This is a genomic window from Streptomyces spiramyceticus (assembly GCF_028807635.1).
GTDB lineage: Bacteria > Actinomycetota > Actinomycetes > Streptomycetales > Streptomycetaceae > Streptomyces > Streptomyces spiramyceticus.
This window is the reverse complement of sequence record NZ_JARBAX010000001.1, coordinates 2,121,864-2,147,408: the sequence shown is the minus strand read 5'-3', so window position 1 is coordinate 2,147,408 and position 25,545 is coordinate 2,121,864. Positions and strand designations below refer to the sequence as shown.

Here is a 25,545-nt window from a genome sequence, read left to right as displayed (position 1 = left end):
ACTGGGACAGCACACCGTGCATGAAGGGAGCCCCGCCGTGGACAATGGCGTCTCTGCGGGAAGTACCACCTCGATCCTCGGACACCTCGCACTCGGACTGACTCTGCTGGCATTCGGCATCGGACACACCGGTGTCATCGACGGCGTGACCGCGGCCGACGCCGTCTCGCTCGCACTCTTCGTCGGCGGCATCGCGCTCTTCGTGGCCGGGCTCTTCGAATTCCGCGCGGGCAGCGCGTTCGCCGGTACCGCCTTCGCCGGGCTCGGTGCCTTCTGGTTCACCTGGGGCATGGGCGCTGGTGAGCCCAACGTCTCCAACGACGCCGCGGGCCTCTTCCTGCTGCTGTGGGCGCTGTTGGCGCTCAGCCTCACGCTGGGGGCGTCGGGCAGCGGAATGCTGGAGCGGGGCATGTACGGGCTTCTGTTCCTCTCCCTCCTGCTCCTCGGCGTCGCGCAGTTCGCCGACGCCGACGCACTGACGAAGGCCGGCGGCTGGGTGGCTGCGCTCGGCGGCCTCGCCGCCTGGTACGGGGCCACGGCCGCGCTGGCCAAGTGGCCCACCGCACTGCCGCACCGCGCTGCCGGTCGGGGGGTGACGGCCACCGGCTGACAGCAGCCATATGCCGGCTTGTGGGCTGCCGGCAGGCAGGAGGGCGGTCCCGTCGTGCGCAGGTGGCGCGCACGACGGGACCGCCCCTTTTTTGCTAGGGGCGTACGGGAATTACTCGACCGTCACCGACTTGGCGAGGTTGCGCGGCTTGTCGATGTCGCGACCCATGGCCAACGCCGTGTGGTATGCGAGGAGTTGGAGCGGAATGCCCATCAGAATCGGGTCCAGCTCGGTCTCGTTCTTCGGCACCACAATGGTGTGGTCGGCCTTTTCCTGCTCGCGGTGCGCGACCGCCAGGATCCGGCCGCTGCGCGCCTTGATCTCCTCCAGCGCCGCGCGGTTCTTCTCCAGCAGATCGTCGTCGGGGACGATCGCGACCGTCGGCAGTGCGGGCTCGATCAGCGCGAGCGGGCCGTGCTTGAGCTCGGAGGCCGGGTACGCCTCGGCGTGGATGTACGAGATCTCCTTCAGCTTGAGGGAGGCCTCCAGCGCCACCGGGTAGCCGCGCACACGGCCGATGAACATCATCGACTGGGCGCCGGCGTACTCCTCGGCCAGCTTCTTGATCTCGTCCTCGCCCTCCAGGATCTCGGCGATCTGGCCGGGCAGCTTCCGCAGGCCCGCGATGAGCCGCTTGCCGTCCGAGACCGACAGGTCGCGGATACGGCCCAGGTGCAGCGCGAGCAGCGCGAAGGCGACCACCGTGTTGGTGAAGCACTTGGTGGAGACGACACAGACCTCGGGGCCGGCGTGCACGTACATGCCGCCGTCGGCCTCGCGGGCGATCGCCGAGCCGACGACATTGACCACGCCGAGGACGCGGGCGCCCTTGCGCTTCAGCTCCTGCACGGCGGCCAGGACGTCGTACGTCTCACCGGACTGGGAGACGGCGACATAGAGGGTGTCGGGGTCCACGACCGGGTTGCGGTAGCGGAACTCGGACGCGGGCTCGGCGTCGGCGGGGATGCGGGCCAGCTCCTCGATCAGCTGGGCGCCGATCATGCCCGCGTGGTACGAGGTGCCGCAGCCGAGGATCTTCACCCGGCGGATGCCGCGTGCCTCGCGGGCGTCGAGGTTCAGGCCGCCCAGGTGCACGGTGGAGAAGCGGTCGTCGATGCGGCCGCGCAGCACGCGGTCCACGGCGTCGGCCTGCTCGGAGATCTCCTTGTGCATGTACGTGTCGTGGCCGCCCATGTCGTACGACTCGGCCTCCCACTCCACGGTGGTCGGCGTGGCGGTCGTACGGGAGCCCTCGGTGGTGTACGTACGGAAGTCGTCGGCCTTGAGGGTGGCCATCTCTCCGTCTTCGAGGGTGACGACCTGGCGGGTGTGGGAGACGAGCGCCGCGATGTCGGAGGCGACGAACATCTCCTTCTCGCCGATGCCGAGGACGACCGGCGAGCCGTTGCGGGCGACGACGATGCGGTCGGAGAAGTCGGCATGCATGACAGCGATGCCGTACGTGCCCTCGACGTGGCGCAGCGCCTCGCGGACCTTCTCCTCCAGCGAATCGGCCTGGGAGCGGGCCACGAGGTGGACGAGCACCTCGGTGTCGGTCTCGGAGAGGAACTCGACGCCGTCGGCGACCAGCTTGGCGCGCAGCTCGGAGGCGTTGTCGATGATGCCGTTGTGCACGACGGCGACGTTGTTCTCGGCGTTCAGGTGCGGGTGGGCGTTCTCGTCGCTCGGGGCGCCGTGGGTGGCCCAGCGGGTGTGGGCGATGCCGGTGGTGCCGGTGAAGCGCTTGGGGACGCGGGCCTCCAGGTCGCGGACGCGGCCCTTCGCCTTGACCATCTTCAGGCCACTGGCCTTCGGGCTGTTGATCACGACGCCCGCCGAGTCGTATCCCCGGTACTCCAGCCGCTGGAGGCCTTCCAGCAGCAGCGGAGCAACGTCACGCTTGCCGATATAACCGACAATCCCGCACATAAAGTCTCTACCCCTCAGTCGTTGTGTGTGCTCGGCCGCATCAGCCGTAGACGATGCGGCGCAGCTGACGGAGCGAGAGCTCCGGCGGCGCCACGGCGCGGTGCGGCAGCTCGGCCGCGATCCGCTCGAAGATCGCCTCGTTCACCTGGCCGCCGGACTGCATTTCGCGGTGGCGGCGGCGGACGAATTCCTCGGTCGTCTCGTCGAAGTACGCCAGTACGTCGAGCACCACCCGGGCGGCCTCACCGCGCGGTAGCGCGGTGCTGCGGACCAGGTGGTCAATGAGGTCGTCGTGCGACGAGCTGGACGTTCGGCGTTCGAGCACCCGTTGATACTGCTGGGTCGCCAAGGGTTTCGCAAGAATTCTGCCCGGAATCGGGCAGGAATCGCCATGATCGCGATCAGAGGCGCTTCAGGACGGCCTGCTTGGCGGTGGTGAACTCCTCGTCCGTGAGGATTCCGGCCCGGTGCAGCTCGCCGAGCTCGCGCAGCCTGCGCAGCAGCACGTCGTGATCGTCCCCGGCGGCCGGCGCAGGCGCCGCCGGAGCCGGGGCCTCGGGCGCGCGCGGCGCGCGCGGGTGCGGCAGCCGGGCCACGACGGCCGCCGCGACCAGGGCCATCAGCGGGTCCTTCTTGAACCCCCACAGGTCGACGGCGTGCGGGTCGTACTTGGGCGGGGCCTTCGTCGAGGCGTTCGCCACGACGAAGCGGAGGTAGCCGTTCTCCAGGCCGATCGCGGGCAGCCACTCCACTGCCGTCACGTCGGCGAGCGCGATCGTGCTGACACCGCCCGACGACTTCGACTCCTCGGTCTTCCAGTTCCACTCCAGCCGGATCCGCTCGCCGTCGAAGGTGACGGTGGCGTCACCTGCGCCCACCGTTATCGGCGCGGCGGGCCCCGGCAGCAGATAGCTGTCGACCGGGCCCGTGCCCACCTGCTCGATCAGCAGTGCGTTGCGCACCTCGTCGACGAAGTACTCGGCGACCCCGGTGCGGTCGTTCTCCACGGTCAGCCGGTACGGGTCGGAACCGTCCTCCAGCTTTCCGCCGGTGATCTGGAGCAGCGGGTCGGCACCGTCGCGCAGCCGCAGGCGCAGCCTCCCCGACTTCTTGCCGGGCTCGTGGAAGACGCCCGCCAATGCACCCAGCGGTACCGCGATTTCGCCGAGGTGCTTCCGTAGCAGGCTCACCCCCTTGTCGCTGCCGGGCACGATCCGGACCGTGTCCCCGTCGAAGGTCCACGTCCCGTCTTTCTGGATGACTTCGGCCATGCGGGGGATTCTCCCATCCGCTCGCGGGGGAAACCTCAAGTCCGACCGCGGAGAAGTGGTCTACACCTTGACCCCGAAGTGAGGCGCGCGATACCCATGGTGACCGTTCGTCTGCACAACACCACAGTTGCGAAGCCCCGCCGAAGGGACCCGCCCGTGAGTCAACGCAGAACGCTTCCTCTCTTGTTGGCACCGCTGCTGCTCGTCGTCGCAGCCGGTGCCGCGAGTTTCGCGGCCTCGCCCGCCGCCGCTCGAAGCGCCGCAGCGGCCAGACCGTTGGGCCAAGTGATTCCGGCGCCCGCCTCCGTCTCCGAGGGCGGGCCTTCGTACACCCTTACGAAGCGGACGCAGATCAAGGTCGAAGCCGACTCCGGCGAGGCGTGGCAGATCGGCACCTATCTGGCAGACATCCTGCGCCCCTCCACCGGCTACGCCCTGCCCGTCTCCGAGTGGAACGAATGGGATGAATGGGGTGAGCCGGGCGGCATCTGGCTGCGGCTCGGTTCCGGGGCCGACTCCCTCGGCGACGAGGGCTACACGCTGGAGTCCGGCCAGGACGGCGTCACCATCACCGCCCGCAAGCCCGCCGGCCTGTTCCACGGCGTGCAGACGCTGCGTCAGCTGCTGCCGGCGGCGGTCGAGAAGGACACCGTGCAGGACGGGCCGTGGACGGTGGCGGGCGGCACCATCACGGACGCGCCGCGCTACGGCTACCGGGGCGCGATGCTCGACGTGTCGCGGCACTTCTTCACCGTCGCGCAGGTCAAGCGCTATATCGACCAAATGGCCCTGTACAAGGTCAACAAGCTGCACCTGCACCTCTCCGACGACCAGGGCTGGCGCATCGCCATAGACTCCTGGCCCCGGCTCGCGACGTACGGCGGCTCAACACAGGTCGGGGGCGGCCCCGGCGGCTACTACACCAAGGCCGACTACCAGGAGATCCTGGAGTACGCCGCCTCCCGCCACCTGGAGGTCGTCCCCGAGATCGACCTGCCGGGACACACCAACGCGGCGCTCGCCTCGTACGCCCGACTCAACTGCAACGGCGTCGCGCCGCCCCTCTACACGGGGACGAATGTCGGCTTCAGCTCGCTGTGCGTGCCCAAGGCCGTCACGTACGACTTCGTGGACGACGTGGTGCGTGAGATCGCCGCGATGACACCCGGCACGTACATCCACATCGGCGGCGACGAGGCGCACTCCACCTCGCACGACGACTACGTCGCCTTCATGGACAAGGCACAGGCCATCGTCGGCAAGTACGGCAAGACGGTGATGGGCTGGCACCAGCTGACGGGCGCCAAGCCGGTCAAGGGCGCCGTCGCCCAGTACTGGGGCCTCGACAAGACGCCCGCGGCGGAGAAGGCGCAGGTCGCCAAGGCCGCCAGGAACGGGGCCAGGCTGGTGCTGTCGCCGGCCGACCGGGCGTACCTCGACATGAAGTACGACAAGAGCACGCCGCTCGGGCTGTCCTGGGCCGGCTATGTGGAGGTGGACCGCTCGTACGACTGGAACCCGCAGACGTATCTGCCGGGTGCGCCTGCCGAGTCCGTCCTGGGTGTCGAGGCGCCGATGTGGTCGGAGACCGTATCGACCAACGACCACATCGAATTCATGGCGTTCCCGAGGCTGCCGGGCATCGCCGAGATCGGCTGGTCGCCCGCGTCGACGCACGACTGGAGCAAGTACAAGGTGCGGCTCGCGGCGCAGGGGCCGCGGTTCTCCGCGCTGGGGATCGACTACCACCGGTCGTCGAAGGTGCCCTGGCCTGCGGAGTAGAGATGGTGCGGCGGGCGTCCGTGAGGGCCTTGGACACGGGCGCCCGCCCGCTGTTCGTCCCGGTCAGGCGCGTGCGTGGCGCGCGATCGGGTTGTCGAGCGTGCCGATGAGCTGGAGCGCTCCCGACGGGTCCTGGAGGTCGACCATCTGCTTGTTGTTGCGCAGCTGGAGCCGGTTCAGGCAGGACAGCGCGAACGCGTCCGTGAAGAGGTCGTACTGCTTGAACTTGTCCGCGAGCTCCGGCACCGAGTCCTGGTACGCGCTGATGCACTCGGCCACCGTCCGCCAGAACGCGTCCTCGTCCAGGACGCCCTCCGTGGCGAGCGTCGCGCCCAGGAAACGGAAGAAGCAGTCGAAGACATCGGTGAACACCGACAGCAGCTTCATGTCCTCGGGGACCTCGGCGCGGACCCGCTCGACCGTCGGCGGAAGGACCGCGTCCGGGTCCATTACGCAGATCTCCTCGGCGATGTCCTTGAAGATCGCGCGCTGGACGATGCCGTCCTCGACGACCAGGATCACGTTCTCGCCGTGCGGCATGAACACCAGGTCGTACGCGTAGAAGCAGTGCAGCACCGGCAGCAGATAGGCATCCAGGTAGCGGCGCAGCCACTCGGTGGGTGCCAGGCCGGACTCCTCGACCAGGGCGCCCGCGAACGACGCGCCCTCGTGGTCGACGTGGAGCAGCGAGGCCATGGTGGCGAGCCGCTCGCCGCCCGTCAGGGACGGCACCGGGCTCTCCCGCCACAGCGCGGCGAGCATCTTGCGGTACGGCGAGTACCGGTCGGTGGCCGCTTCGTACTCCAGGTGGCGGTAGCCGACCGCCGCCCGCTCGCGGATGATCGAGAAGCGCGCCGCCTTCAGGACGCCGTCGCTGTCGATCAGGTTGGCCAGCCAGTCGTTGATGGCGGGTGTGGCCTCCATGTACGCGGCCGAAAGTCCCCGCATGAAGCCCATGTTGATGACGGACAGTGCCGTCTTGACGTAGTGCTTTGCCGGGTCGCTCGTATTGAAGAACGTACGGATCGACTGCTGGGCCAGGTAGGCGTCGTCGCCCTCGCCCAGGAAGACAAGGCGCTGCTGGGCGACCTCGGCGGCGAAGGTGACGGACAGCTTGTTCCACCACTGCCAGGGGTGGGCGGGGACGAGGAGGTAGTCGGCCAGGTCCAGGCCCTGGTCGGCCAGGGTGCGGGCGAAGCCGTCGACGGCCGCGTCACCGAGCTCGGCGCGGATGAACGTCTCGTACTCGATCCCCGCGCCGGCGGTGAAGCTGGTGCGGTCGCGGCGGGCCGCCAGCCAGATCAGCCGGATCTCGCTCGCCGCCTCGGGGGCGTACGCACGGTACTCGTCCACGCCGAAGCCGAGCCGGCCGTTGTTGGCGACGAAACAGGGGTGGCCCTCGGTCATCCCGGTCTCGACGGCCTGGAAGTCACCGCGGGCGAGCTCGGCGGCGCGGACGGCGGGCTTGGTCGCCTTGTAGGCCGTACCGGCGAGGGTGGAGGAGATCTCCTCCAGGTAGACCGGCAGGATCTCGTCGCTCAGGCTCAGCGCCCTGCGCAGCTCGATGATGAACTCCAGGGCGTCGAGCGGGAGCTGCTCGCTGCCCCGGTGCCGGGTGATCGACTCAGGGAACACCTGCCAGTGGTCCAGGGCGAACCGGCGGGCCGTGAAGCGGTACTCGGTCGCCGAGTCGTCGCTACGGACGCAGTACCGGTCGTCGCCGAGGTTCTGCGGGGTGATCAGGCGCTCATGGGCGAACTCGGAGAGGCCCTTGCGGATCAGCTGCCGGTTGGCGGCCGCCCAGCGCTCTGGCGTGAGGTGGGACACGGGGTTCACTTGGCCACCCCCACGGCTACCGCTGCCTCGAACTGCGCGCGGGTGCAGAAGCTCAGCAGCGCGTTCTTCTCGGGCTTGGCGATCTCGCGGGCGGGGACAAAGCCGACGGCCTCGTTGAGGGCGTGCACGGCGGTGTTGCGTACGTCCGGCTCGACGACGATCCGCTCGGTCGCCGGGTCGGCGAACAGCGTCTCCATGACGGCGGTGATCACGGCGCGGGTGAAGCCGTGGACGGGCGTGTCGGTCGGCGCCACCAGGAAGTGCATGCCCACGTCGCCGGGCTCGGCCTCGTACAGCCCGACCAGCTCGACCTTCGACGGGTCGTAGCGCTCCATGAGGAAGGCGGGGGTGCCGTCGTGCAGCCCGATGAAGGCGTCGTGGTGCTCGGCCGCCGATATCGCCATGTACTCGCGCTCGACGTCGGGCAGCGAGGCCTCCTGCATCAGCCAGAAGGCGGCCTTGGGGTGGGTGACCCAGCCGTGCACCAGCTCGGCGTCGGCGAAGGGGTCGAGGGGACGGACCGTGAACGGCGTGTTGCTCATATGGCGAACTCCTGGAAAGCGATGGCCTTTTCGACCGGGTAGTACTCGGAGCCCAGCAGCTCGCCGATGATGTACGCGTTGCGGTACGCGCCCATGCCCAGGTCGGGGGAGGTGATGCTGTGGGTGTGCACGGCGGCGTTCTGCAGGAAGATCTCGCTGCCCGCCGTGTCGATGCTGTAGTTGCGGGCGACGTCGTAGCGGCCCTGGCCGTCCCAGCGGATCCGGTCCTTCACGCCCTCCAGGAAGGCGGGGGTGCGGTAGCGGTAGCCGGTCGCGAGGATGAGGCCCTCGGTGATCAGCTCGAAGTCCTTGTCCTGCTCGTCCTGGTGCAGGCCCAGGGTGTACGTCGCGCTGTCGGCGTCGTAACTCGCCGTGTCGAGCGAGGAGTTGGTGATGAGCCGGGCGGGGATCGGGCCCTTGAGGTTCTTCTGGTAGAGCAGGTCGAAGATGGCGTCGATCAGCTCCGAGTCGATGCCCTTGAAGAGGTTCTTCTGCTGCGACTCCAGCCGGTAGCGGGTGGCCTCCGGGAGGGCGTGGAAGTAGTCGACGTACTCCGGGGAGGTCATCTCCAGCGTGAGCTTGGTGTACTCCAGCGGGAAGAAGCGCGGTGAGCGGGTGACCCAGTTGAGCCGGTAGCCGTGCACGTCGATCTCGGCGAGCAGGTCGTAGAAGATCTCCGCGGCGCTCTGTCCGCTGCCGACCAGGGTGATGGACTTCTTGGCCTGGAGGGCCTCTTTGCTGTCCACGTAGCGGGAATTGTGGATGAGGTCGCCGCCGAGGTCCTGGCAGGCGTCCGGGATGTACGGCGGCGTGCCGGTGCCGAGGACGATGCGGCGGGCGCGGTAGGTGGTGTCCTGGGTGGTGACGACGTACAGCTCGGCCTTGTCGTCGTACGCGACCGAGGCGACCGTCTGGTTGAAGCGGATGCTGCTGAGCTTCGCCGCGGCCCAGCGGCAGTAGTCGTTGTACTCGGTCCGCAGTGGGTAGAAGTTCTCCCGGATGTAGAAGGAGTACAGCCGCCCGGATTCCTTCAGGTAGTTGAGGAAGGAGTACGGCGACGTGGGGTCGGCCATGGTGACCAGGTCCGACATGAACGGCGTCTGGAGGTGGGCGCCTTCGAGGAACATCCCCGAGTGCCACTCGAAGTTCGGCTTGGTTTCGAGGAAGAGACCTTCGAGCTCGTCGATCGGCTCGGTCAGGCAGGCGAGCCCGAGGTTGAACGGACCGAGACCGATACCGATGAAATCAAGAGGCGTGGACAAGGGACTCTCCCAGGTACTGCTCGGCGTGGCCGGCGATGAGGTCGAGGACGGCCGCGATGTCGCTGAGCGTCGTCTCGGGATTGAGAAGGGTGAACTTGAGGTAGTGCTTGCCGCCGACGGTCGTCCCGGCCACCACGGCATCGCCGGACGCGAACAGCGCCTTGCGGGCGTACAGATTGGCGCGGTCGATCACCGCGGGGCTGGTGACGTCGGACGGTATGTAGCGGAAGACGAGGGTGGAGAGGCTCGGCTGGGTGACGACGTCGTAGCGCGGGTCGCCGGCGAGCAGCTTCCAGCCGTCGGCGGCCAGGTCGCAGACCTCGTCGAAGAGCTCGCCGACGCCGTCCGCGCCCATGATGCGCAGCGTCATCCAGAGCTTGAGCGCGTCGAAGCGGCGGGTGGTCTGGAGGGACTTGTCGACCTGGTTGGGGATGCGCTCCTCGGCCATCCGGCGCGGGTTGAGGTAGTCGGCGTGGTACGTCGCGTGGCGCAGGGTGGCTCCGTCGCGTACCAGCAGCGCGCTCGAACTCACCGGCTGGAAGAAGGACTTGTGGTAGTCCACGGTGACCGAGTCGGCGCGCTCGATGCCGGCGAGGAGGTGGCGGCGGGTACGGGAGGCCAGCAGGCCGCATCCGTACGCGGCGTCGACGTGCAGCCAGGCGCCGTATCCCTCGCAGAGGGCGGCGATCTCGGTCAGCGGGTCGATGGAGCCGAAGTCGGTGGTGCCGGCGGTGGCGACGACGGCCATGGGGATGAGGCCCTTGTCGACGCAGCGCGCCAGCTCGCGGGCGAGCGCCACGGTCTGCATGCGCTTGTCGCGGTCGCACGGGACGGTGACGACGGAGTCGGGGCCCAGGCCGAGGAGTTTCGCGGACTTCTGGACGCTGAAGTGGCCGCACTCGGAGGCGAAGATCCGCAGCTTCGAGGTGTCGGACGGGTCCACGGACTTGGCCTCCTCGCGGGCGAGGAGCAGCGCCTGGAGGTTGGACTGGGAGCCGCCGCTCGTGAACACACCGTCGGCCGCTCCGCCGTCCGCGGCGGTGGTGAAGCCGATGCGGCCCGCGGTCCAGTCGACGAGGCGGCGCTCGATGAGGGTGGCGCCCGCGCTCTGGTCCCAGGTGTCGAGGGAGGAGTTGACGGCGGAGAGTACGGCCTCGGCGGTGACGGCGGGGATGACTACCGGGCAGTTGAGGTGGGCCAGGTAGCGCGGGTGGTGGAAGTAGACGGCGTCGCGGAGGTAGACGGATTCGAGCTCGTCCAGGGCGGCGGTGGAGTCGCCCAGCGGCTGGTCGAGGTCGATCGAGTCGAACCTGGGGGCGAGCTCGTCCGGGGTGATGCCGGTGAACGGCCGGTCGGTCGCGGCGATTTGGTCCGCCACCCGCTCGACCGCTGCGGTGGCGGTCCGGCGATACCGCGCGGCGGTCTTGTCATTGAGCAGGTGTGAGCGCATGAACTGTCCTCCCGGGTACGGGATTCGTCGCGCCCTCAGGACAGGAGAGGGGGGCGAGGGCCCGACGTGTTTAGGTAAGGTTAGCCTAACCTAAGTTCACATCGCAACGAACCCTCGCCCCCCAGGGGGAACGCAGACAACTCGGGCAACACGGTGACTCGGGTAACTCAGGTAACACAGGTAACTCGGGTACTGCTTAAGCGTCTTCGTCCTGTGACTCGGCCCGGGCCCGCTCGCGCAGCTGCTCCTCGCTCAGCCCGCGGCGCCAGTAGCCCACGAACGTCACGCGCCTGCGGTCGAACCGGCGCTCCTGGACGAGATGGCGGCGCAGCGCCCGTACGCACGACGACTCGCCTGCGATCCAGGCGTACGACGTGCCTTCGGGCAGCTCGGCGGCAGGCACCGCGCGCACCGCGTCGACGGCGGAGGGTGCACCCTCGTCCCGTACCAGCCAGGTGATCTCCGCGTCGGCCGCCGTGGTCAACTCCAGGCGGTCGCCGGGGTGCTGGACCTCGATCCAAACCTTGGCCTTCGTACCGGCCGGAAGCCACTCCAGTGCGGCGGCAGCGGCGGGCAACGCCGTCTCGTCGGCCCACATCAGGACCCAGTCGGTGTCCTCGGGCGGGCGGAAACGCACGGCGGTGTTGTCCTCCAGCGAGGGACCGAGCACCACGACCCGGTCACCCGGACTCGCCTGCTGCGCCCAGCGGCAGGCCGGGCCGACGCCCGCGTCCGATGCCGCCGTGTGGAGTGCGAAGTCGATGTCGACCTCGGTCGTCCCGTCGTCGGCGCGGCGCTGGCCGCGCACGGTGTACGAGCGCATGACGGCCCGTACGTCGTCGGGCAGCGCGCGGTACGCCGCGAACCAGTCGGGGTCCGTCTCCGGCGGCAGCACCGGCTCCGCCTGTCCGGGGTGCGGCAGGAAGAGTGAGCAGCTCTGGTCCCGGCCGCCGGAGGCGAAGCCCCGCAGGGCCTCGCCTCCGAAGACCACCCTGACCAGGGAGGGGCTCAGCCGCCGGGTCCGCACGACCGTCAGGCCGAAGAAGCGGAACGGGGCGGTTACGGGTTCGGCGGCTGTCGCAGTCATTCGTGACCTCCTGGCCGTGCTGCTTGGGGAGTTGGCGGACGGGTCAGGCGACCTTCTTGGCCTTCTCGATGGCCTCGGCGAGGTCCTCGAGGATCGGCGCGCACTTGTCGTAGGAGTAGATCGGCTCCGTGGTGCGCGGGATGACCTGGCCGGCCTTGACGGCGGGCAGGCGGGTCCAGGTCGGCTTGTCCTTGATGTCGGCCGGCTGGAGGACCGCGGTCCGGTTGTCCATCATGATGATGTCGGCCGGGTACTTGTCGACGTTCTCCCAGCTGAGGCTCTCGAAGAAGCCGGCCGCGTCCACCTTCGGCTCGACGAACTTCACGCCCAGCTCCTGGAAGTAGAGCGTGTCGGCGGACATCTTCGCGAGGGAGACGTAGAAGAGGTCGGGGCTCGCGGAGCCGATCATGACCTTGACCTTCGGGTTGGCCTTGGCGGCCTGACGCAGGCGCTCGGCGGCCTTCTCGAAGCGGGTCTTGGCCTCGGTGACCTTCTTGGTCCTGACGTCGGCACCGAGCGACTCGGCGAGGTCGGCGTGGCGCTGGATCGCCTTGGGGACGGTGGTCTCGGCGGCCCACAGGGCGACGGTCGGAGCGCCGACGTCGAGGATCTTCTTGGTGGACGCCTCGGGGACGTACCAGAGCTTGTCCTTCTCCCACATCGCCGTGACCAGCAGGTCGGGCTGGAGGGCGACGTACGCCTCGACGTTGAACTTGTCGTAGACGTTGCCGAGGATCTTGACCTTGTTCACATCGAGGTCGCCGGCCTGGACGTCGGCCTTGCCGTCAGCGGTCTTGGTCGGGCCGAAAACACCCTTGACCTCGACGCCGAAGTCGTGGAGCGCGGCCGCGGTGCCGGTGAACGCGACGATGTTCTTGGGCGTGGCCTTGGCCTTCACCGTCTTGCCGCGGTCGTCCTTGAAGGACCAGGGGCCGGTCTTCCCGGCGGCCTTCTCCTCGCTTTTCGCGGCGGTGTTGCCGCAGGCGGTCAGCGCGGCGCCGACGCCGATGGCGCCGCCCACGGCGAGCAGGCCGCGGCGGGAGAGGTGGGAAGCTCGGGCGTGAGGCATGACGGTGTCTGCTTTCGTACGTGCGGCTGGGTCCACCGGGGGACGAGTTCGAGGGTAGGTTAGCCTAACCTCACATCTTGTCCAGCCGGTGGTGTCCCGGAGCCGCCGCACGAAGCGCCCGCCGGGGCGGGGTTGTCAGCCGGAGAGGCCCAGCTCGCGGGCGATCAGCATGCGCTGCACCTCGCTCGTGCCCTCGCCGATCTCCAGGATCTTGGAGTCCCGCCACATTCTGGCCACCGGGTACTCGTTCATGAAGCCGTAGCCGCCGTGGATCTGGGTGGCTTCGCGGGCGTTGTCGACGGCGACCGTGGAGGAGTAGAGCTTGGCCAGCGCCGCCTCCTTCTTGAACGGCTCGCCGTGGACCAGGCGTGACGCCGCGTCACGCCAGCCGATACGGGCCATGTGCGCCCGCATCTCCATGTCAGCGATCTTGAACTGGATGGCCTGGTTGGAGCCGATGGGGCGGCCGAAGGTGTGGCGCTCCTTCGCGTACGTCACCGACTCGTCGACGCAGCCCTGGGCCAGGCCCGTCGCGAGTGCCGAGATGGCCACACGGCCCTCGTCGAGGATGCGCAGGAACTGGGCGTAACCACGGCCCTCTTCGCCGAGGAGGTTGCCGAGGGGAACCCGGACGTCGGAGAAGGACAGCTCGCGGGTGTCCGAGGCGTTCCATCCGACCTTGGAGTAGGGGGCGGCGACCGTGAAGCCCGGGGTGCCGGAGGGCACGATGATCGCGGAGATCTCCGGCTTGCCGTCGGGCTTGCGGCCGGTGACCGCGGTGACCGTCACCAGGCCGGTGATGTCGGTGCCGGAGTTGGTGATGAAGCACTTGGAGCCGTTGATCACCCACTCGTCGCCGTCCCGGCGTGCGGTGGTCTTCGTGCCGCCGGCGTCCGAGCCGCAGTCGGGCTCGGTCAGGCCGAAGGCACCGAGCATCTCGCCCGAGCAGAGCCGGGGGAGCCACTCCTGCTTCTGCTCCTCCGTGCCGAAGCGGTAGACCGGCATCGCGCCGAGGGAGACGCCGGCTTCGAGGGTGATGGCCACCGACGAGTCGACGCGGGCGAGCTCTTCCAGGGCGATGCCGAGGGCGAGGTAGTCGCCGCCCATGCCGCCGTACTCCTCGGGGAAGGGCAGCCCGAAGAGGCCCATCCTGCCCATTTCGCGGACGATTTCGTACGGGAACTCGTGGCGCTCGTACAGGTCGCCGATCTTCGGGGCTACGACATCGTGGGCGAACTCCTCGACCGTACGGCGGAGTTCTTCGTGTTCGGGGGAGAGGCGGTGGTCGAGGGGCATGGCTACGACTCCTTGTGGGACAGGGCACGCACGGTGCGGGAGGGGCTGGGGCGGCCCAGCCGTTCGGCCATCCACGCGCTTGTGGCGGTGAGGCGGCCGAGGTCGACCCCGGTTTCGATACCGAGGCCGTCGAGCATCCACACGAGGTCTTCGGTGGCGAGGTTTCCGGTGGCGCTCTTCGCGTACGGGCAGCCGCCGAGGCCGCCCGCCGAGGCGTCCACGGTGGTGACGCCGTGCTGGAGCGCGGCATAGGTGTTGGCGAGGGCCTGGCCGTAGGTGTCGTGGAAGTGGACACCGATCGCGGAGGCCGGGACGCCCGCCTCGCCGAGTGCGGCCAGCAGGGCGCGGACGTGGCCGGGGGTGGCCACGCCGATGGTGTCGCCGAGGCTCAGCTCGTCGCAGCCCAGGTCCATCAGCCGCTTGGCCACGCCGACCACTTGGCGGACCGGGACCGCGCCCTCCCAGGGATCGCCGAAGCACATCGACAGGTAGCCGCGGACATGGATCCTGTCGGCGCGGGCCTTGGCGACGACCGGCTCGAACATGGCGAGCGACTCGTCGACGGTCCGGTTGAGGTTGCGGCTCGCGAAGGTCTCGGTCGCGCTGCCGAACACGGCGATGCGGCGGGCGCCGAGAGCGAGGGCGCGGTCGAGCCCGCGTTCGTTCGGTACGAGAACGGGGAGCGCTACATCGTCCGCCAGGTCCTGGACGAGCGGGAACAGCTGTTCCGCGTCGGCCAGTTGGGGCACCCACTTGGGGTGCACGAAGCTGGTCGCCTCGATGGTGCGGAGCCCGGCGTCGGCGAGGCGGTGGACGAACTCGGCCTTCACCTCGGTCGGTACGACCGCCTTCTCGTTCTGGAGGCCGTCGCGTGCGCCGACTTCGTGGATGCGTACACGGCCCGGCAGACCTTCTGCCGGTACCGCCATGGGAAGCGTCACAGCTCCTCCTCAGGGGTCTCCGGGACGACGACGGCCAGGACCTGGTCCATGGCGACGGTCGAGCCCGGTGTCACGTCGAGCTCGGTGACGGTGCCGGCGTGCGGGGCGGAGATGACGTGCTCCATCTTCATGGCCTCGACGACGAGGAGGCTCTGCCCCGCGTCGACGTGGTCCCCGACCGCCACCTTGACGACGGTGACGGTCCCCGGCATGGGCGCCGCGAGGGTGTCGACCCCGGAACGCGCGCTGCCGCTGAGGGCGGCGGCGACCGGGTCGTAATCCTGGACGTGCCAGGAGTCGCCGTCCCGGCCGAGCCAGATGCCCTCCGGGCCAGTGGCGTGGCTGAAGGTGTGGGTGATGCCGGCGAGTTCGACGGTGAGGCGGTCCGGGGTGACGTCGACGAGCCTGGCCCCGGCGGCCGGTGGCTCCGCGCCGCCCGACGCCTCCGCGGCGGGGATCAGGATCTCCGTGCCCGCTGCGGTGCTGCGCAGCCGGACGGCCACCGGCTCGTGGCCCGGTACGCGGGCGTGGTGCACCGTCCAGGCCGGGGTGCCGCCGAGCCGCCAGCCGGAGCGGGCGGAGAAGGGGTCCGCCCAGCCGGTGGCGGCGGAGCTGCTTCCCCCCGTCCGCAGCAGCGTCGCCGCCGCGTACACCTCCGGCGGGACGCCGTCCGGGATCAGGCCGTCCACGTCGCGCTCCACCAGGCCCGTGTCCAGGTCGCCCGATACGACGTCCGGGTGGGCCAGCAGGCGGCGCAGGAAGCCCGCGTTCGTCGGGACGCCCAGGGTGACCGTGTCCGCCAGGGCGGCGCGCAGGCGGCGCAGGGCCGTGGGGCGGTCGGGGGCGTACGCGATGACCTTCGACAGCATCGGGTCGTAGATGCTGCCGACCTCCGTGCCCTGTGTGAGGCCCGAGTCCGTGCGCACCCCTCCCCCGAGTTCTCGGCTCCGCTCGAACAGGGGGGACCCCCACCCCTGCGGCTCGTACAGGGACAGGACTGTGCCGCCGGACGGGAGGAAGCCACGGGAGGGATCCTCCGCGCAGATACGGGCCTCGACCGCGTGGCCGGTGAAGGTGATGTCCTTCTGAGAGAAGGGGAGTTGCTCCCCGGACGCGACCCTCAGCTGCCACTCCACCAGGTCCAGGCCGGTGATCAGCTCTGTCACCGGGTGCTCGACCTGGAGGCGGGTGTTCATCTCCATGAAGAAGTACGAGGAGGGGTCGTTGCCCGGGACGATGAACTCCACCGTGCCCGCCCCCCGGTAGCCGCAGGAGCGCGCCGCCTGGACCGCCGCCTCGCCCATCGCGGCGCGGGTGGCTTCGTCGAGGAGGACCGAGGGGGCCTCTTCGATGATCTTCTGGTGGCGGCGCTGGAGCGAGCACTCGCGCTCGCCCAGGTGGATCACATTGCCGTGGGCGTCCGCCAGGACCTGGATCTCGATGTGGCGGGGCCGGTCGATCCACCGCTCCACGAGCAGCGTGTCGTCGCCGAACGACGCCCGCGCCTCGCGCCGCGCCGCCGCGATCTCGTCCGCCAGCGCGGACTCGACCCGTGTCAGGCGCATGCCCTTGCCGCCGCCCCCGGCCGATGGCTTCAGGAGGACCGGCATGCCGATCTCCCGTGCTGCGGAAGCCAGTTCGGCGTCGGTCAGGCCGCTGCCGGACGAGCCGGGGACGACGGGGACGCCCGCCGCCCGTACCGTCTCCTTGGCCCGGATCTTGTCGCCCATCAGGGCGATGGCGGAGGAGGGCGGGCCGATGAAGGCAAGGCCGGCGTCCTCGCAGGCCTGCGCGAAGGCCGCGTTCTCTGCGAGGAAGCCGTAGCCGGGGTGGACGGCCTGCGCGCCCGTACGGGCAGCCGCGTCCAGCAGGCGGTCCGTGCGCAGGTAGCTTTCGGACGCCGCCGCCGGGCCGATGCGGACCGCCGTGTCCGCCTCCCGTACATGCCGGGCGTCCGCGTCCGCGTCGCTGAAGACCGCGACCGAGCGCACGCCCAGCTCCCTGAGCGTACGGATGACGCGGACCGCGATCTCACCGCGGTTGGCGACCAGGACTGTGTCGAACATCGTCATCTGTCACTCACATCCGGAAGACGCCGAAGGCGGGCTCGGGCAGCGGGGCGTTGGCGCAGGCCGTGAGGGCCAGGCCGAGCACCTGCCGCGTTTCCAGCGGGTCGATCACGCCGTCGTCCCACAAACGCGCCGTCGCGTAATAGGCATTTCCCTGCTGCTCGTACTGCGCGCGGATCGGATCCTTGAAGGCCTCCTCGTCCTCGGGAGCCCAGGACTCCCCGCGCGCCTCCAACTGGTCGCGCTTGACCGTCGCAAGGACCGACGCCGCCTGCTCGCCGCCCATCACCGAGATCTTGGCGTTGGGCCACATCCACAGGAAGCGGGGGGAGTACGCCCGGCCGCACATCGAGTAGTTCCCCGCGCCGTACGACCCGCCGACGACGACCGTCAGCTTCGGCACCCGCGTGCACGCCACCGCCGTCACCATCTTCGCGCCGTGCTTGGCGATGCCGCCCGCTTCGTAGTCCCTGCCGACCATGAAGCCGGAGATGTTCTGGAGGAAGACCAGGGGGATGCCGCGCTGGTCGCACAGCTCGATGAAGTGCGCGCCCTTCTGGGCGGATTCGGAGAACAGGATGCCGTTGTTGGCGACGATGCCGACCGGATGCCCGTGGATACGGGCGAAACCGGTGATCAGGGTCTGCCCGAACTCCGCCTTGAACTCCTGGAATCGCGAACCGTCGACGACCCGCGCGATCACTTCGCGTGCGTCGTAGGGCGTACGGGAGTCCACCGGCACCGCGCCGTACAGTCCCGCCGGATCGACCTTCGGCTCTTCGACCGGCTCGACCGACCACGGCAGCGCGCCGCGCGCCGGCAGCGTCGCGACGATGTTCCGGACGATCCGCAGGGCGTGGGCGTCGTCCTCCGCGAGATGGTCGGTGACCCCGGAGGTACGGGAGTGGACTTCGCCGCCGCCCAGCTCCTCAGCCGTGACGACCTCGCCGGTGGCCGCCTTCACCAGCGGCGGCCCGCCCAGGAAGATCGTGCCCTGGTTGCGGACGATGACCGCTTCGTCGCTCATCGCCGGGACGTACGCCCCGCCCGCCGTGCAGGACCCGAGCACCGCCGCGATCTGCGGGATGCCCGCGCCCGACATCCTGGCCTGGTTGTAGAAGATGCGCCCGAAGTGCTCCCGGTCCGGGAAGACCTCGTCCTGCATGGGCAGGAAGGCGCCGCCGGAGTCCACCAAGTACAGGCAGGGCAGCCGGTTTTCGAGCGCGACCTCCTGCGCCCGCAGGTGCTTCTTGACGGTCATCGGGTAGTACGTGCCGCCCTTGACGGTGGCGTCATTGGCGACGATCACGCACTCCCGGCCGCTGACCCGGCCGATCCCCGCGATCACCCCGGCCGCCGGGGCGGCCCCGCCGTACATGTCCTCGGCTGCCAGTGGAGCCAGCTCCAGGAACGGCGACCCGGGGTCGAGGAGCGCGTCCACGCGGTCGCGGGGCAGCAGCTTGCCGCGTGCGGTGTGCCGGGCACGGGCCTTCTCACCGCCGCCGAGCCGCGCCGCGGCCAGCCTGTTCCGCAGTCCGTCCACGAGCTCCTGATGGGCCGCTTCATTGGCCCGCCATGCCTCGGCTGCCGGATCGGCGGTGCTGGAAAGCACCGGTGCCTGCCGCATCTCCTGAGCCCCCTTGCCCGGTCGATGTGATGTTAATGAGCGTTAACGCCCTCCTTCAGGTTAACGAGCGCTAACCTCCCTGTCCAGGGTGAACCTTGCCGATGGATTTCGTCCTCCGGGATGACCCCTTTTCGTGCTGTGGAGCGACGCGCCCCGGGCGGGCCGACTGTCATGCTCCGGTCGCGATATCCGACCGAACAGCACACGGGGGACGGGCGTATGGCCCACGAGACAACGACAACGGGGCCGGTGCATCCGCCCACGCCCACGCCTACGCCTTCCGGGCGGCGCCTCCTGGAGGTCGACGCCCTGCGCGGATTCGCGCTGGGCGGCATTCTGCTGGTCAACGTCATGACCATGTCCGGGCTGGACGCCGCGGGCCTCGGCAGTGCCGCAGGTTCCGGCGCCGACGGTGTCGCCGAATGGCTGGTGGTGGCCTTCGCGCAGGCCAAGTTCTATCTGCTCTTCTCCTTCCTCTTCGGCTACAGCTTCACGCTCCAGATCGGCTCGGCCGAGCGCGCCGGTGCCCGCTTCGCGCCCCGTATGGCACGTCGCCTGCTCGGCCTGTTCGTCCTCGGCCTGCTGCACGCGGCATTCCTCTACACCGGCGACATCCTGATGATTTACGCCGTATTCGGTCTGCTCCTGCTCGCCGCCCGCCGCGCCGCGCCCGCCGCCGCGCGCACCGCCGCGATCTGGGTCTTCGCCGTCGCCGGCTGCCTGCTGCTGCTCGTCGGCCTGCTCGGGCTGCTCGGCGGGCCCTCGTACGAGGCCGAGATGGACGCCGAAATGGGTGCCGAAGCGGCGCGGCTCACCGCTGCCTACCGTGGCGGCTTCGCCGACGTCGTCGGTGCGAATGTCGGAGCCTGGCCCGAGTACCTCGTCGCGGCGGTGCTCATGGGCGGCTTCGTCGTCGCCGCCTTCCTGGCGGGCTTCGCCGCCGGCAAGCGGGAGTGGATCAGCCGTGCCACCCCGGCCCGCCTGCGCCGCCTGTGCGTGATCGGCCTGTGTGTCGGCCTGCCCGGGGCGCTCTTCATGGCGGCGGGGGTTACGGGCCCCCTCCCGGGGCGCTGGGAACTGCTCGCCTCGGCCGTCGGCATGATCACGGCACCGGCCCTCTCCGCCGCGTACGCCAGTGCCCTGCTGCTGTGGCTGCGCACCCGTCGCGGCGGCCGCGTCGCCGCCCGGCTGGCTCCCGCCGGGCGGATGGCGCTCACCAACTACTTGAGCCAGTCGCTCGTCATGGCGCTGGTCTTCACCGGCTACGGCCTCGGTCTGTACGGCCGGGTGGGCGCCGCGGCTGTGGTGTGCGGGGCGCTCGTCCTGTACGGCGCACAGCTCGCCCTCAGTGGCCGGCTGATGCGCCGGTACCGGCTGGGGCCTGTGGAGTGGGTGCTGCGGGCGGTGACGGTCGGCGGGCGGCCGTAGGGTGCTGGTTGGAGGGCCTGTTTCGCAGAGGTTAACGCCCGCTAACCTGCCGGTTTAGAATGGACGCATGAGCACCAACGCCGCCGCCCGCGTCGCGGCTCCGACCCGCCGCGAGCAGATCCTCAAGGAGGCCGCGCGCCTCTTTGCCGAACGCGGCTTCCACGGTGTGGGCGTCGACGAGATAGGCGCCGCCGTAGGGATCAGCGGCCCCGGTCTCTACCGCCACTTCCCGGGCAAGGACGCCATGCTCGCCGAGCTGCTCGTCGGCATCAGTGAGCGGCTGCTGGACGGCGGCAGGCAGCGCGCGGCGGCGGAGGCGGCCGACGGCAGCCCGGAGGCCGTCCTCGCCTCCCTCATCGACGGCCACATCGACTTCGCCCTCGACGACCGCCCCCTCATCACCCTGCACGACCGTGAACTGGACCGCCTCAGGGACAGTGACCGCAAGAGGGTGCGGCAGCTTCAGCGCCAGTACGTCGAGTTGTGGGTGGCAGTGGTGCGGGAGCTGAATCCGGATGTACCGGAGGCCGAGGCGCGGTCGGCGGTGCACGCGGTGTTCGGGCTGCTCAACTCGACGCCGCACCTCGGGTCTTACGGCAGTGGGCTGCCGGGGCGGGCGGCGATGGAGGGGCTGCTGCGGAGGCTTGCGCACGGGGCGTTCGGGGCGTTGGCTCCGGCGGGGGTCGGCTGAGGGAGCGCCTCCCGGACTCCGTCCGGAGGGGGGCCGACGGGCCGGAGGTGGGGGCCTCGGCCCAGCGTCCAGCGCGCCGTGCTCGCCTGACGGCACAATGGGTTCATGCCGATACCCAGCCGTGCCGCCCTCGTCGACCACCTCGTCCGCACCCGTATCGCCGGAGACGTCGCCACCCCCCGCGACAACAACCTCTCCCACTACCGCAAGCTCGCCAACGGCGACCGCCACTACTGGCTGGGCCTGGAGCTGGGGGACAGGTGGGCCGACGAGCAGGACGTCCTCGCCGTCATGGCGGAGCGCTGCGGCGTAAGTGACGACCCCGAGCACCGCGTCGGGCAGGACACCATCGACCCCGAGCTGACCGTCGACGCCCTCGACCGGATGGCCGCCCGGCTGCGCAAGGCCGCCGCCGGGAAGCAGCGGGTGCTGTTCGCCACCGGGCACCCCGGCGCGCTGATCGACGTACACAGCAGGACTGCGGCCCGGCTGCGGGCCGCCGGGTGCGACATCGTGCGGATTCCGGGCGGGCTCGTCGCGGACGAGGGGTACGTCGTCCAGTTCGCCGACGTCGCTCTCTTCGAGCGCGGCGCCACCCTGTGGCACACCCATTCTCCGGAGCCGATGAACGCCATTCTGGACGCCCTGGAGGCCGAGGACAGCGCGCTGCCCGACCTCGTAGTCGCCGACCACGGCTGGGCCGGGCGCGCGGGGCAGCGCGGGATCGACTCCGTCGGGTACGCCGACTGCAACGACCCTGCCCTTTTCATCGGCGAGGCGGAAGGCACCCTTCAGGTGGCCGTTCCGCTCGACGACCATGTCGTCGACCCGCGGTACTACGAGCCCCTGACGGAGTATCTGCTCGATGCGGCAGGACTCATCGCCTAGGGACGCGGACCACGCCCTCCTGGATGACGGTGATCGCCAGCCGCCCGTCCTGCGTGTAGATCCTGGCCTGGCCCAGACCCCGTCCGCCCGACGCCGACGGCGACTCCTGGTCGTACAGCAGCCATTCGTCCGCCCGGAAGGGCCGGTGGAACCACATCGCGTGGTCGAGGGAGGCCCCGACCACGTCGCCCACCGCCCAGCCGCCGCGCCCGTGGGCCAGCAGCACCGAGTCGAGCAGCGTCATGTCGGAGACGTAGGTGGCCAGGCAGACGTGCAGGAGCGGGTCGTCGGCGAGTTTGCCGTTCGTACGGAACCAGACCTGCGAGCGCGGCGCGCGCGGCTCCCCGGCGGAGCCCCACGGCGGCACGTCGGCGTACCGCAGGTCCACCGCCGCCCGCGCCTCGATCAGTCGCGCGGCCACGTCCGCCGGGAGGTGCCGTGGCAGCATCTCGGCGGCCGTCGGCAGGGTCTCCGGCTCCGGCGCGGCCGGCATGTCGTACTGGTGCTCCAGCCCGTCCTCGTACGTCTGGAAGGACGCGGAGAAGTGGAAGATCGGCTGCCCGTGCTGGACGGCGACGACGCGGCGCGTGGTGAAGGAGCGGCCGTCGCGGATGCGGTCGACCGTGTAGACGATCGGCGCACCCGGGTCCCCGGCGCGCAGGAAGTACGCGTGCAGGGAGTGGACCAGGCTTGGGGCCTCCCCTGGTCGAGCGGAGCCGAGAGCTTGGGGAACTTCGGGGACGGTCCGGCCCGCCGCGACCAGCGCTTGGGCGGCCACCTGGCCGCCGAAGACGCGGGGGACGACGGCCGAGCGGGACTGTCCCCGGAAGATGTTCTGCTCGATCTGCTCCAGGTCGAGCAGATCGAGCAGAGCGTCCAGAGCCTCTGGCACTTACAGGCCCATCGACTTGGCGATGATCGACTTCATGACCTCGCTGGTGCCGCCGTAGATGCGGTTGACGCGGTTGTCGGCGTACAGGCGGGCGATCGGGTACTCGTTCATGTAGCCGTAGCCGCCGTGCAGCTGGAGGCAGCGGTCGATCACGCGGTGCGCGACCTCGGTGCAGAAGAGCTTGGCGCTCGCGGCCTCGGCGGCGGTGAGCTCACCGGCGTCCAGGGCCTCCAGGGCGCGGTCGGCGACGGCCTCGGCGGCGTCCACCTCGGCCTGGCAGGCGGCAAGCTCGAACTTGGTGTTCTGGAAGTGGGCGACCGGCTTGCCGAAGACGGTGCGCTCCTGCACGTACTCCTGGGCGAACCGGATGGCGGCCTTGGCCTGCGCGTAGGCGCCGAAGGCGATGCCCCAGCGCTCGGAGGGCAGGTTGGCGCCGAGGTAGTAGAAGCCCTTGTTCTCCTCGCCGAGCAGGTCCTCGACCGGGACCTTGACGTCGACGAAGGCCAGCTCGGCGGTGTCGGAGGTGCGCAGGCCGAGCTTGTCGAGCTTGCGGCCGATGGAGTAGCCCTCGGACTTGGTGTCCACGGCGAAGAGGGAGATGCCGAAGCGGCGGTCCTCGGCCGTCGGGGCGGACGTACGGGCGCAGACGATCACGCGGTCGGCGTGGACGCCACCGGTGATGAAGGTCTTGGCGCCGTTGAGGACGTAGTGCGTGCCGTCCTCGGAGAGCTTGGCGGTGGTCTTCATGCCCGCGACGTCGGAGCCGGTGCCCGGCTCTGTCATCGCCAGCGCCCACATCTCCTCGCCGGAGACGAACTTCTCCAGGTAGCGCTTCTTCTGCTCGTCGGTGGCGAGCATCTTGATGTACGGCAGGGCGAGCAGGACGTGAACGCCGGAGCCGCCGAAGTTGACGCCCGCGCGCGAGGTCTCCTCGTAGAGGACGGCCTCGAACTTGTGGGTGTCCAGGCCCGCGCCGCCGAACTCCTCGGGAACGTTGATCCCGAAGACGCCCAGCTCACCGAGCTTGTAGTAGAAGTCGCGAGGCGCTTGGCCCGCCGCAAACCACTCGTCGTAGACCGGGACGACCTCGGCCTCGATGAAGGCCCGGATGGTCTCCCGGAACGCCTCGTGGTCTTCGTTGTACACGCTACGGCGCACGGGTCACGCCCTCCCTCTGGCTTCTGCTGCATTGTCTAAGCGCTTGCTCATTCATAAGTTACCGGTTGGTCACCGAGACTGTCGAGGGTGCGGGACGGTCGTACGCGTCACAGCCAGCGCAGCGCGAACCAGAGGTCCATCCGTACGTCCGCGTCGTCGAGGTCGGCCCCGAGGAGGGTCGCGCAGCGGGCGATGCGCTGGCGGACCGTATTGCGGTGCACGTCCAGCGCGACGGCCGTACGGTCCCAGCTCCCGTGCAGCGACAGCCACGTGCGCAGTGTCTCGGTGAGCGCCGGGGTCTCCGCGATCGGGGCCAGCTGTGCGCGGGCGTGCGCCCGGGCTTCGTCCGGCGCGACCAGCGACGCGACGCCCTCGCCAGGCTCTCCCCGGTCGCGCACCAGTGGGCTGCGGGTGGCCTCGGCGCGGCGTACCGCCTGGGCGGCGCGGGTGTCGGCCGCCGGGAGGTCGCGCGCGGGGACGGGGGAGCTCACGCCGAGCGTCCAGCCGGGCTGCGGCGCGATGTCGCGGGCTCCGCTCACCAGGACCCGCACCCCGCCGTCCTCCGCCGCGTCCACCAGCGCGCTGCCGAGCGCGGCGCCGAGGGCTGCGGCGGCGAGCGGGCCCCGACGGCCGCCCGCTGCGGTGCTCCCGGGTGCGCCGCTGCCCGGGCCGGTGGGCCTGGCGTGCACCACGGTCCACTCGCCCGCGCCCAGCTCCGGCGCCACGTCGGCGGGGTCCGCCCCCAGCAGCAGCCGCACCAGCGCGGCGGCGCGGCCGGCCTCGGCCGTGCCCTGGTGGGGCGTGGTCAGCAGCGACAGCAGCACGACGGCGACCCCGGCGATGGTGTGGTCCCCGGCCGTACGCCGCTCGGAGGCAACCCCGAGGACGAGGTCCTGGCCGCCGGTGAGGGCGTAGGCGGCGAGGTGGGTGCCGCCCACGGCGTCGGTGGCGGAGGAGGGCGCGGCCCTGGGAGCGGAGATCTCCCCCACCCCGCCCCTTCCCGAGGGGTTCACCACGTGGGCCAGACGGGTCAGGGCGGTCTGTGCCTCCGCGGGAGGCGGGCTGCCGGCTGCCGCCAGCGGGGCGCCCTCCGGCGACAGGAGTACCGCCCATGCGCCGCCCAGCCTCGCCGTGAGCTGGTTCAGGACCGCCGGGACCGGGTCGGGGCGGGCCGCCGCCGACGCCAGGCCCTGCTGGGCCTCGGTCACGCGGCGCAGCTCGCGGTGGCGGGCCTCCGCCATCAGGCGCCACACCGCGCGGGCGATCGCCGTGAACGTGGTCGGCGGCGGGACCTCCAGGAGGGGCAGGCCGTAGCGGTCGCACGCCTCGACCAGCGCCGGAGGGACCGTGTCGTACACCGGCGCCACGCCGAAACCGAGCGCCGCCGCACCCGCCTGAGCGACCCGCGACACGTAGTGGTCGGCGTCCGTCAGCAGGACGCCTGCTGTGAGCAGCAGCTCGCCGCCCAGCAGGTACGGGTACGGGTCGGCCATCTCCGAGGTGTGCACCCAGTGGACGTCGGCGTCCTCGGGGCCCGCGATCCGGCGCAGGCCGAGATCCTCCCGGGCCAGCAGCGCGGCCAGCGGGATCGCCGGGGACGGCGGGGACGGTGGGGACGGTGGGGACGGTGGGGACGGTGGGGACGGGGCTGACGGTTCCTGCATGGATGGTCCATCCATATGGGCTCGTGAGGATGGATGAAACGTACACTTCAGCG

General features: G+C 70.3%; 21 protein-coding genes. 5 read left to right on the top strand and 16 right to left on the bottom strand.

What is annotated here, in order from left to right; genetic code table 11:
• Positions 1 to 37: 37 nt before the first annotated feature.
• The gene (locus PXH83_RS09600) at positions 38 to 610 is read left to right on the top strand and encodes an acetate uptake transporter (RefSeq protein WP_274558870.1); all 573 of its coding nucleotides are present in this window, start codon (positions 38 to 40) and stop codon (positions 608 to 610) included.
• A gap of 111 nt (positions 611 to 721) precedes the next feature.
• Here PXH83_RS09600 and glmS read toward each other — a convergent pair whose 3' ends face one another.
• The 3 genes from glmS to PXH83_RS09585 form a co-directional block, all read right to left on the bottom strand.
• Positions 722 to 2,539, bottom strand: coding sequence for a glutamine--fructose-6-phosphate transaminase (isomerizing) (glmS, locus tag PXH83_RS09595; RefSeq protein ID WP_274558868.1), 1,818 nt, complete (start codon positions 2,537 to 2,539; stop codon positions 722 to 724).
• Between the two features lie 40 nt (positions 2,540 to 2,579).
• Complete coding sequence (locus PXH83_RS09590) at positions 2,580 to 2,864, bottom strand: hypothetical protein (RefSeq protein WP_214920785.1); 285 nt, start codon at positions 2,862 to 2,864, stop codon at positions 2,580 to 2,582.
• Positions 2,865 to 2,940: 76 nt separating this feature from the next.
• Positions 2,941 to 3,810: a DUF4429 domain-containing protein gene (locus PXH83_RS09585; protein ID WP_274558864.1), complete on the bottom strand. Its 870-nt coding sequence runs from the start codon at positions 3,808 to 3,810 to the stop codon at positions 2,941 to 2,943.
• A gap of 96 nt (positions 3,811 to 3,906) precedes the next feature.
• Here PXH83_RS09585 and PXH83_RS09580 point away from each other — a divergent pair, with 96 nt between their 5' ends.
• Positions 3,907 to 5,592, top strand: coding sequence for a beta-N-acetylhexosaminidase (locus PXH83_RS09580; protein WP_274558862.1), 1,686 nt, complete (start codon positions 3,907 to 3,909; stop codon positions 5,590 to 5,592).
• Positions 5,593 to 5,655: 63 nt separating this feature from the next.
• Here the strand turns inward: PXH83_RS09580 and PXH83_RS09575 are convergent, their stop codons facing one another.
• From PXH83_RS09575 to PXH83_RS09530, 10 genes are all read right to left on the bottom strand, one after another.
• Positions 5,656 to 7,428 (bottom strand): IucA/IucC family protein, encoded by a 1,773-nt coding sequence (locus PXH83_RS09575; RefSeq protein WP_274558860.1) that lies wholly within the window; start codon positions 7,426 to 7,428, stop codon positions 5,656 to 5,658.
• Positions 7,425 to 7,970: a GNAT family N-acetyltransferase gene (locus PXH83_RS09570; protein ID WP_274558857.1), complete on the bottom strand. Its 546-nt coding sequence runs from the start codon at positions 7,968 to 7,970 to the stop codon at positions 7,425 to 7,427. The genes PXH83_RS09575 and PXH83_RS09570 overlap by 4 nt, the downstream gene beginning before the upstream one ends.
• On the bottom strand, positions 7,967 to 9,232 hold the full coding sequence (locus PXH83_RS09565) for a lysine N(6)-hydroxylase/L-ornithine N(5)-oxygenase family protein (RefSeq protein ID WP_274558855.1): 1,266 nt from the start codon (positions 9,230 to 9,232) through the stop codon (positions 7,967 to 7,969). The genes PXH83_RS09570 and PXH83_RS09565 overlap by 4 nt, the downstream gene beginning before the upstream one ends.
• Positions 9,216 to 10,682 (bottom strand): pyridoxal phosphate-dependent decarboxylase family protein, encoded by a 1,467-nt coding sequence (locus PXH83_RS09560; RefSeq protein ID WP_274558852.1) that lies wholly within the window; start codon positions 10,680 to 10,682, stop codon positions 9,216 to 9,218. The genes PXH83_RS09565 and PXH83_RS09560 overlap by 17 nt, the downstream gene beginning before the upstream one ends.
• 196 nt (positions 10,683 to 10,878) lie before the next feature.
• Entirely contained in the window at positions 10,879 to 11,769 is an 891-nt protein-coding gene (locus PXH83_RS09555) for a siderophore-interacting protein (RefSeq protein ID WP_274558850.1), read from the bottom strand.
• Positions 11,770 to 11,812: 43 nt separating this feature from the next.
• Positions 11,813 to 12,838 carry an ABC transporter substrate-binding protein gene (locus PXH83_RS09550; RefSeq protein WP_274558848.1) on the bottom strand — a complete coding sequence of 342 codons (1,026 nt, stop codon included), beginning with the start codon at positions 12,836 to 12,838 and terminating at the stop codon, positions 11,813 to 11,815.
• A 135-nt stretch (positions 12,839 to 12,973) separates the two neighbouring features.
• A complete protein-coding gene (locus tag PXH83_RS09545; protein ID WP_214920776.1) occupies positions 12,974 to 14,134 on the bottom strand; it encodes an acyl-CoA dehydrogenase family protein in 1,161 nt (386 codons plus the stop codon).
• Positions 14,135 to 14,136: 2 nt separating this feature from the next.
• Complete coding sequence (locus PXH83_RS09540; protein WP_274562740.1) at positions 14,137 to 15,063, bottom strand: hydroxymethylglutaryl-CoA lyase; 927 nt, start codon at positions 15,061 to 15,063, stop codon at positions 14,137 to 14,139.
• Positions 15,064 to 15,071: 8 nt separating this feature from the next.
• Entirely contained in the window at positions 15,072 to 17,141 is a 2,070-nt protein-coding gene (locus tag PXH83_RS09535) for an ATP-binding protein (protein WP_274562738.1), read from the bottom strand.
• A gap of 13 nt (positions 17,142 to 17,154) precedes the next feature.
• Positions 17,155 to 18,771, bottom strand: coding sequence for a carboxyl transferase domain-containing protein (locus PXH83_RS09530; RefSeq protein WP_274558842.1), 1,617 nt, complete (start codon positions 18,769 to 18,771; stop codon positions 17,155 to 17,157).
• A gap of 219 nt (positions 18,772 to 18,990) precedes the next feature.
• On the opposite strand from PXH83_RS09530, the gene PXH83_RS09525 reads away from it, so the two are divergent.
• The 3 genes from PXH83_RS09525 (at position 18,991) to PXH83_RS09515 (ending at position 21,778) form a co-directional block, all read left to right on the top strand.
• Positions 18,991 to 20,199, top strand: a complete 1,209-nt coding sequence (locus PXH83_RS09525; protein WP_274558840.1) for a DUF418 domain-containing protein — start codon at positions 18,991 to 18,993, stop codon at positions 20,197 to 20,199.
• Between the two features lie 67 nt (positions 20,200 to 20,266).
• Positions 20,267 to 20,890, top strand: a complete 624-nt coding sequence (locus PXH83_RS09520) for an SACE_7040 family transcriptional regulator (protein WP_274558837.1) — start codon at positions 20,267 to 20,269, stop codon at positions 20,888 to 20,890.
• A gap of 105 nt (positions 20,891 to 20,995) precedes the next feature.
• Positions 20,996 to 21,778 (top strand): phosphatase, encoded by a 783-nt coding sequence (locus PXH83_RS09515; protein ID WP_274558834.1) that lies wholly within the window; start codon positions 20,996 to 20,998, stop codon positions 21,776 to 21,778.
• On the opposite strand, the gene PXH83_RS09510 is transcribed toward PXH83_RS09515, so the two are convergent.
• From PXH83_RS09510 to PXH83_RS09500, 3 genes are all read right to left on the bottom strand, one after another.
• Complete coding sequence (locus tag PXH83_RS09510) at positions 21,768 to 22,670, bottom strand: acyl-CoA thioesterase (protein ID WP_274558831.1); 903 nt, start codon at positions 22,668 to 22,670, stop codon at positions 21,768 to 21,770. The genes PXH83_RS09515 and PXH83_RS09510 overlap by 11 nt on opposite strands.
• On the bottom strand, positions 22,671 to 23,828 hold the full coding sequence (locus tag PXH83_RS09505) for an acyl-CoA dehydrogenase family protein (RefSeq protein ID WP_274558829.1): 1,158 nt from the start codon (positions 23,826 to 23,828) through the stop codon (positions 22,671 to 22,673).
• A gap of 107 nt (positions 23,829 to 23,935) precedes the next feature.
• A complete protein-coding gene (locus PXH83_RS09500) occupies positions 23,936 to 25,492 on the bottom strand; it encodes a PucR family transcriptional regulator (RefSeq protein ID WP_274558827.1) in 1,557 nt (518 codons plus the stop codon).
• Between the last annotated feature and the right edge of the window lie 53 nt (positions 25,493 to 25,545).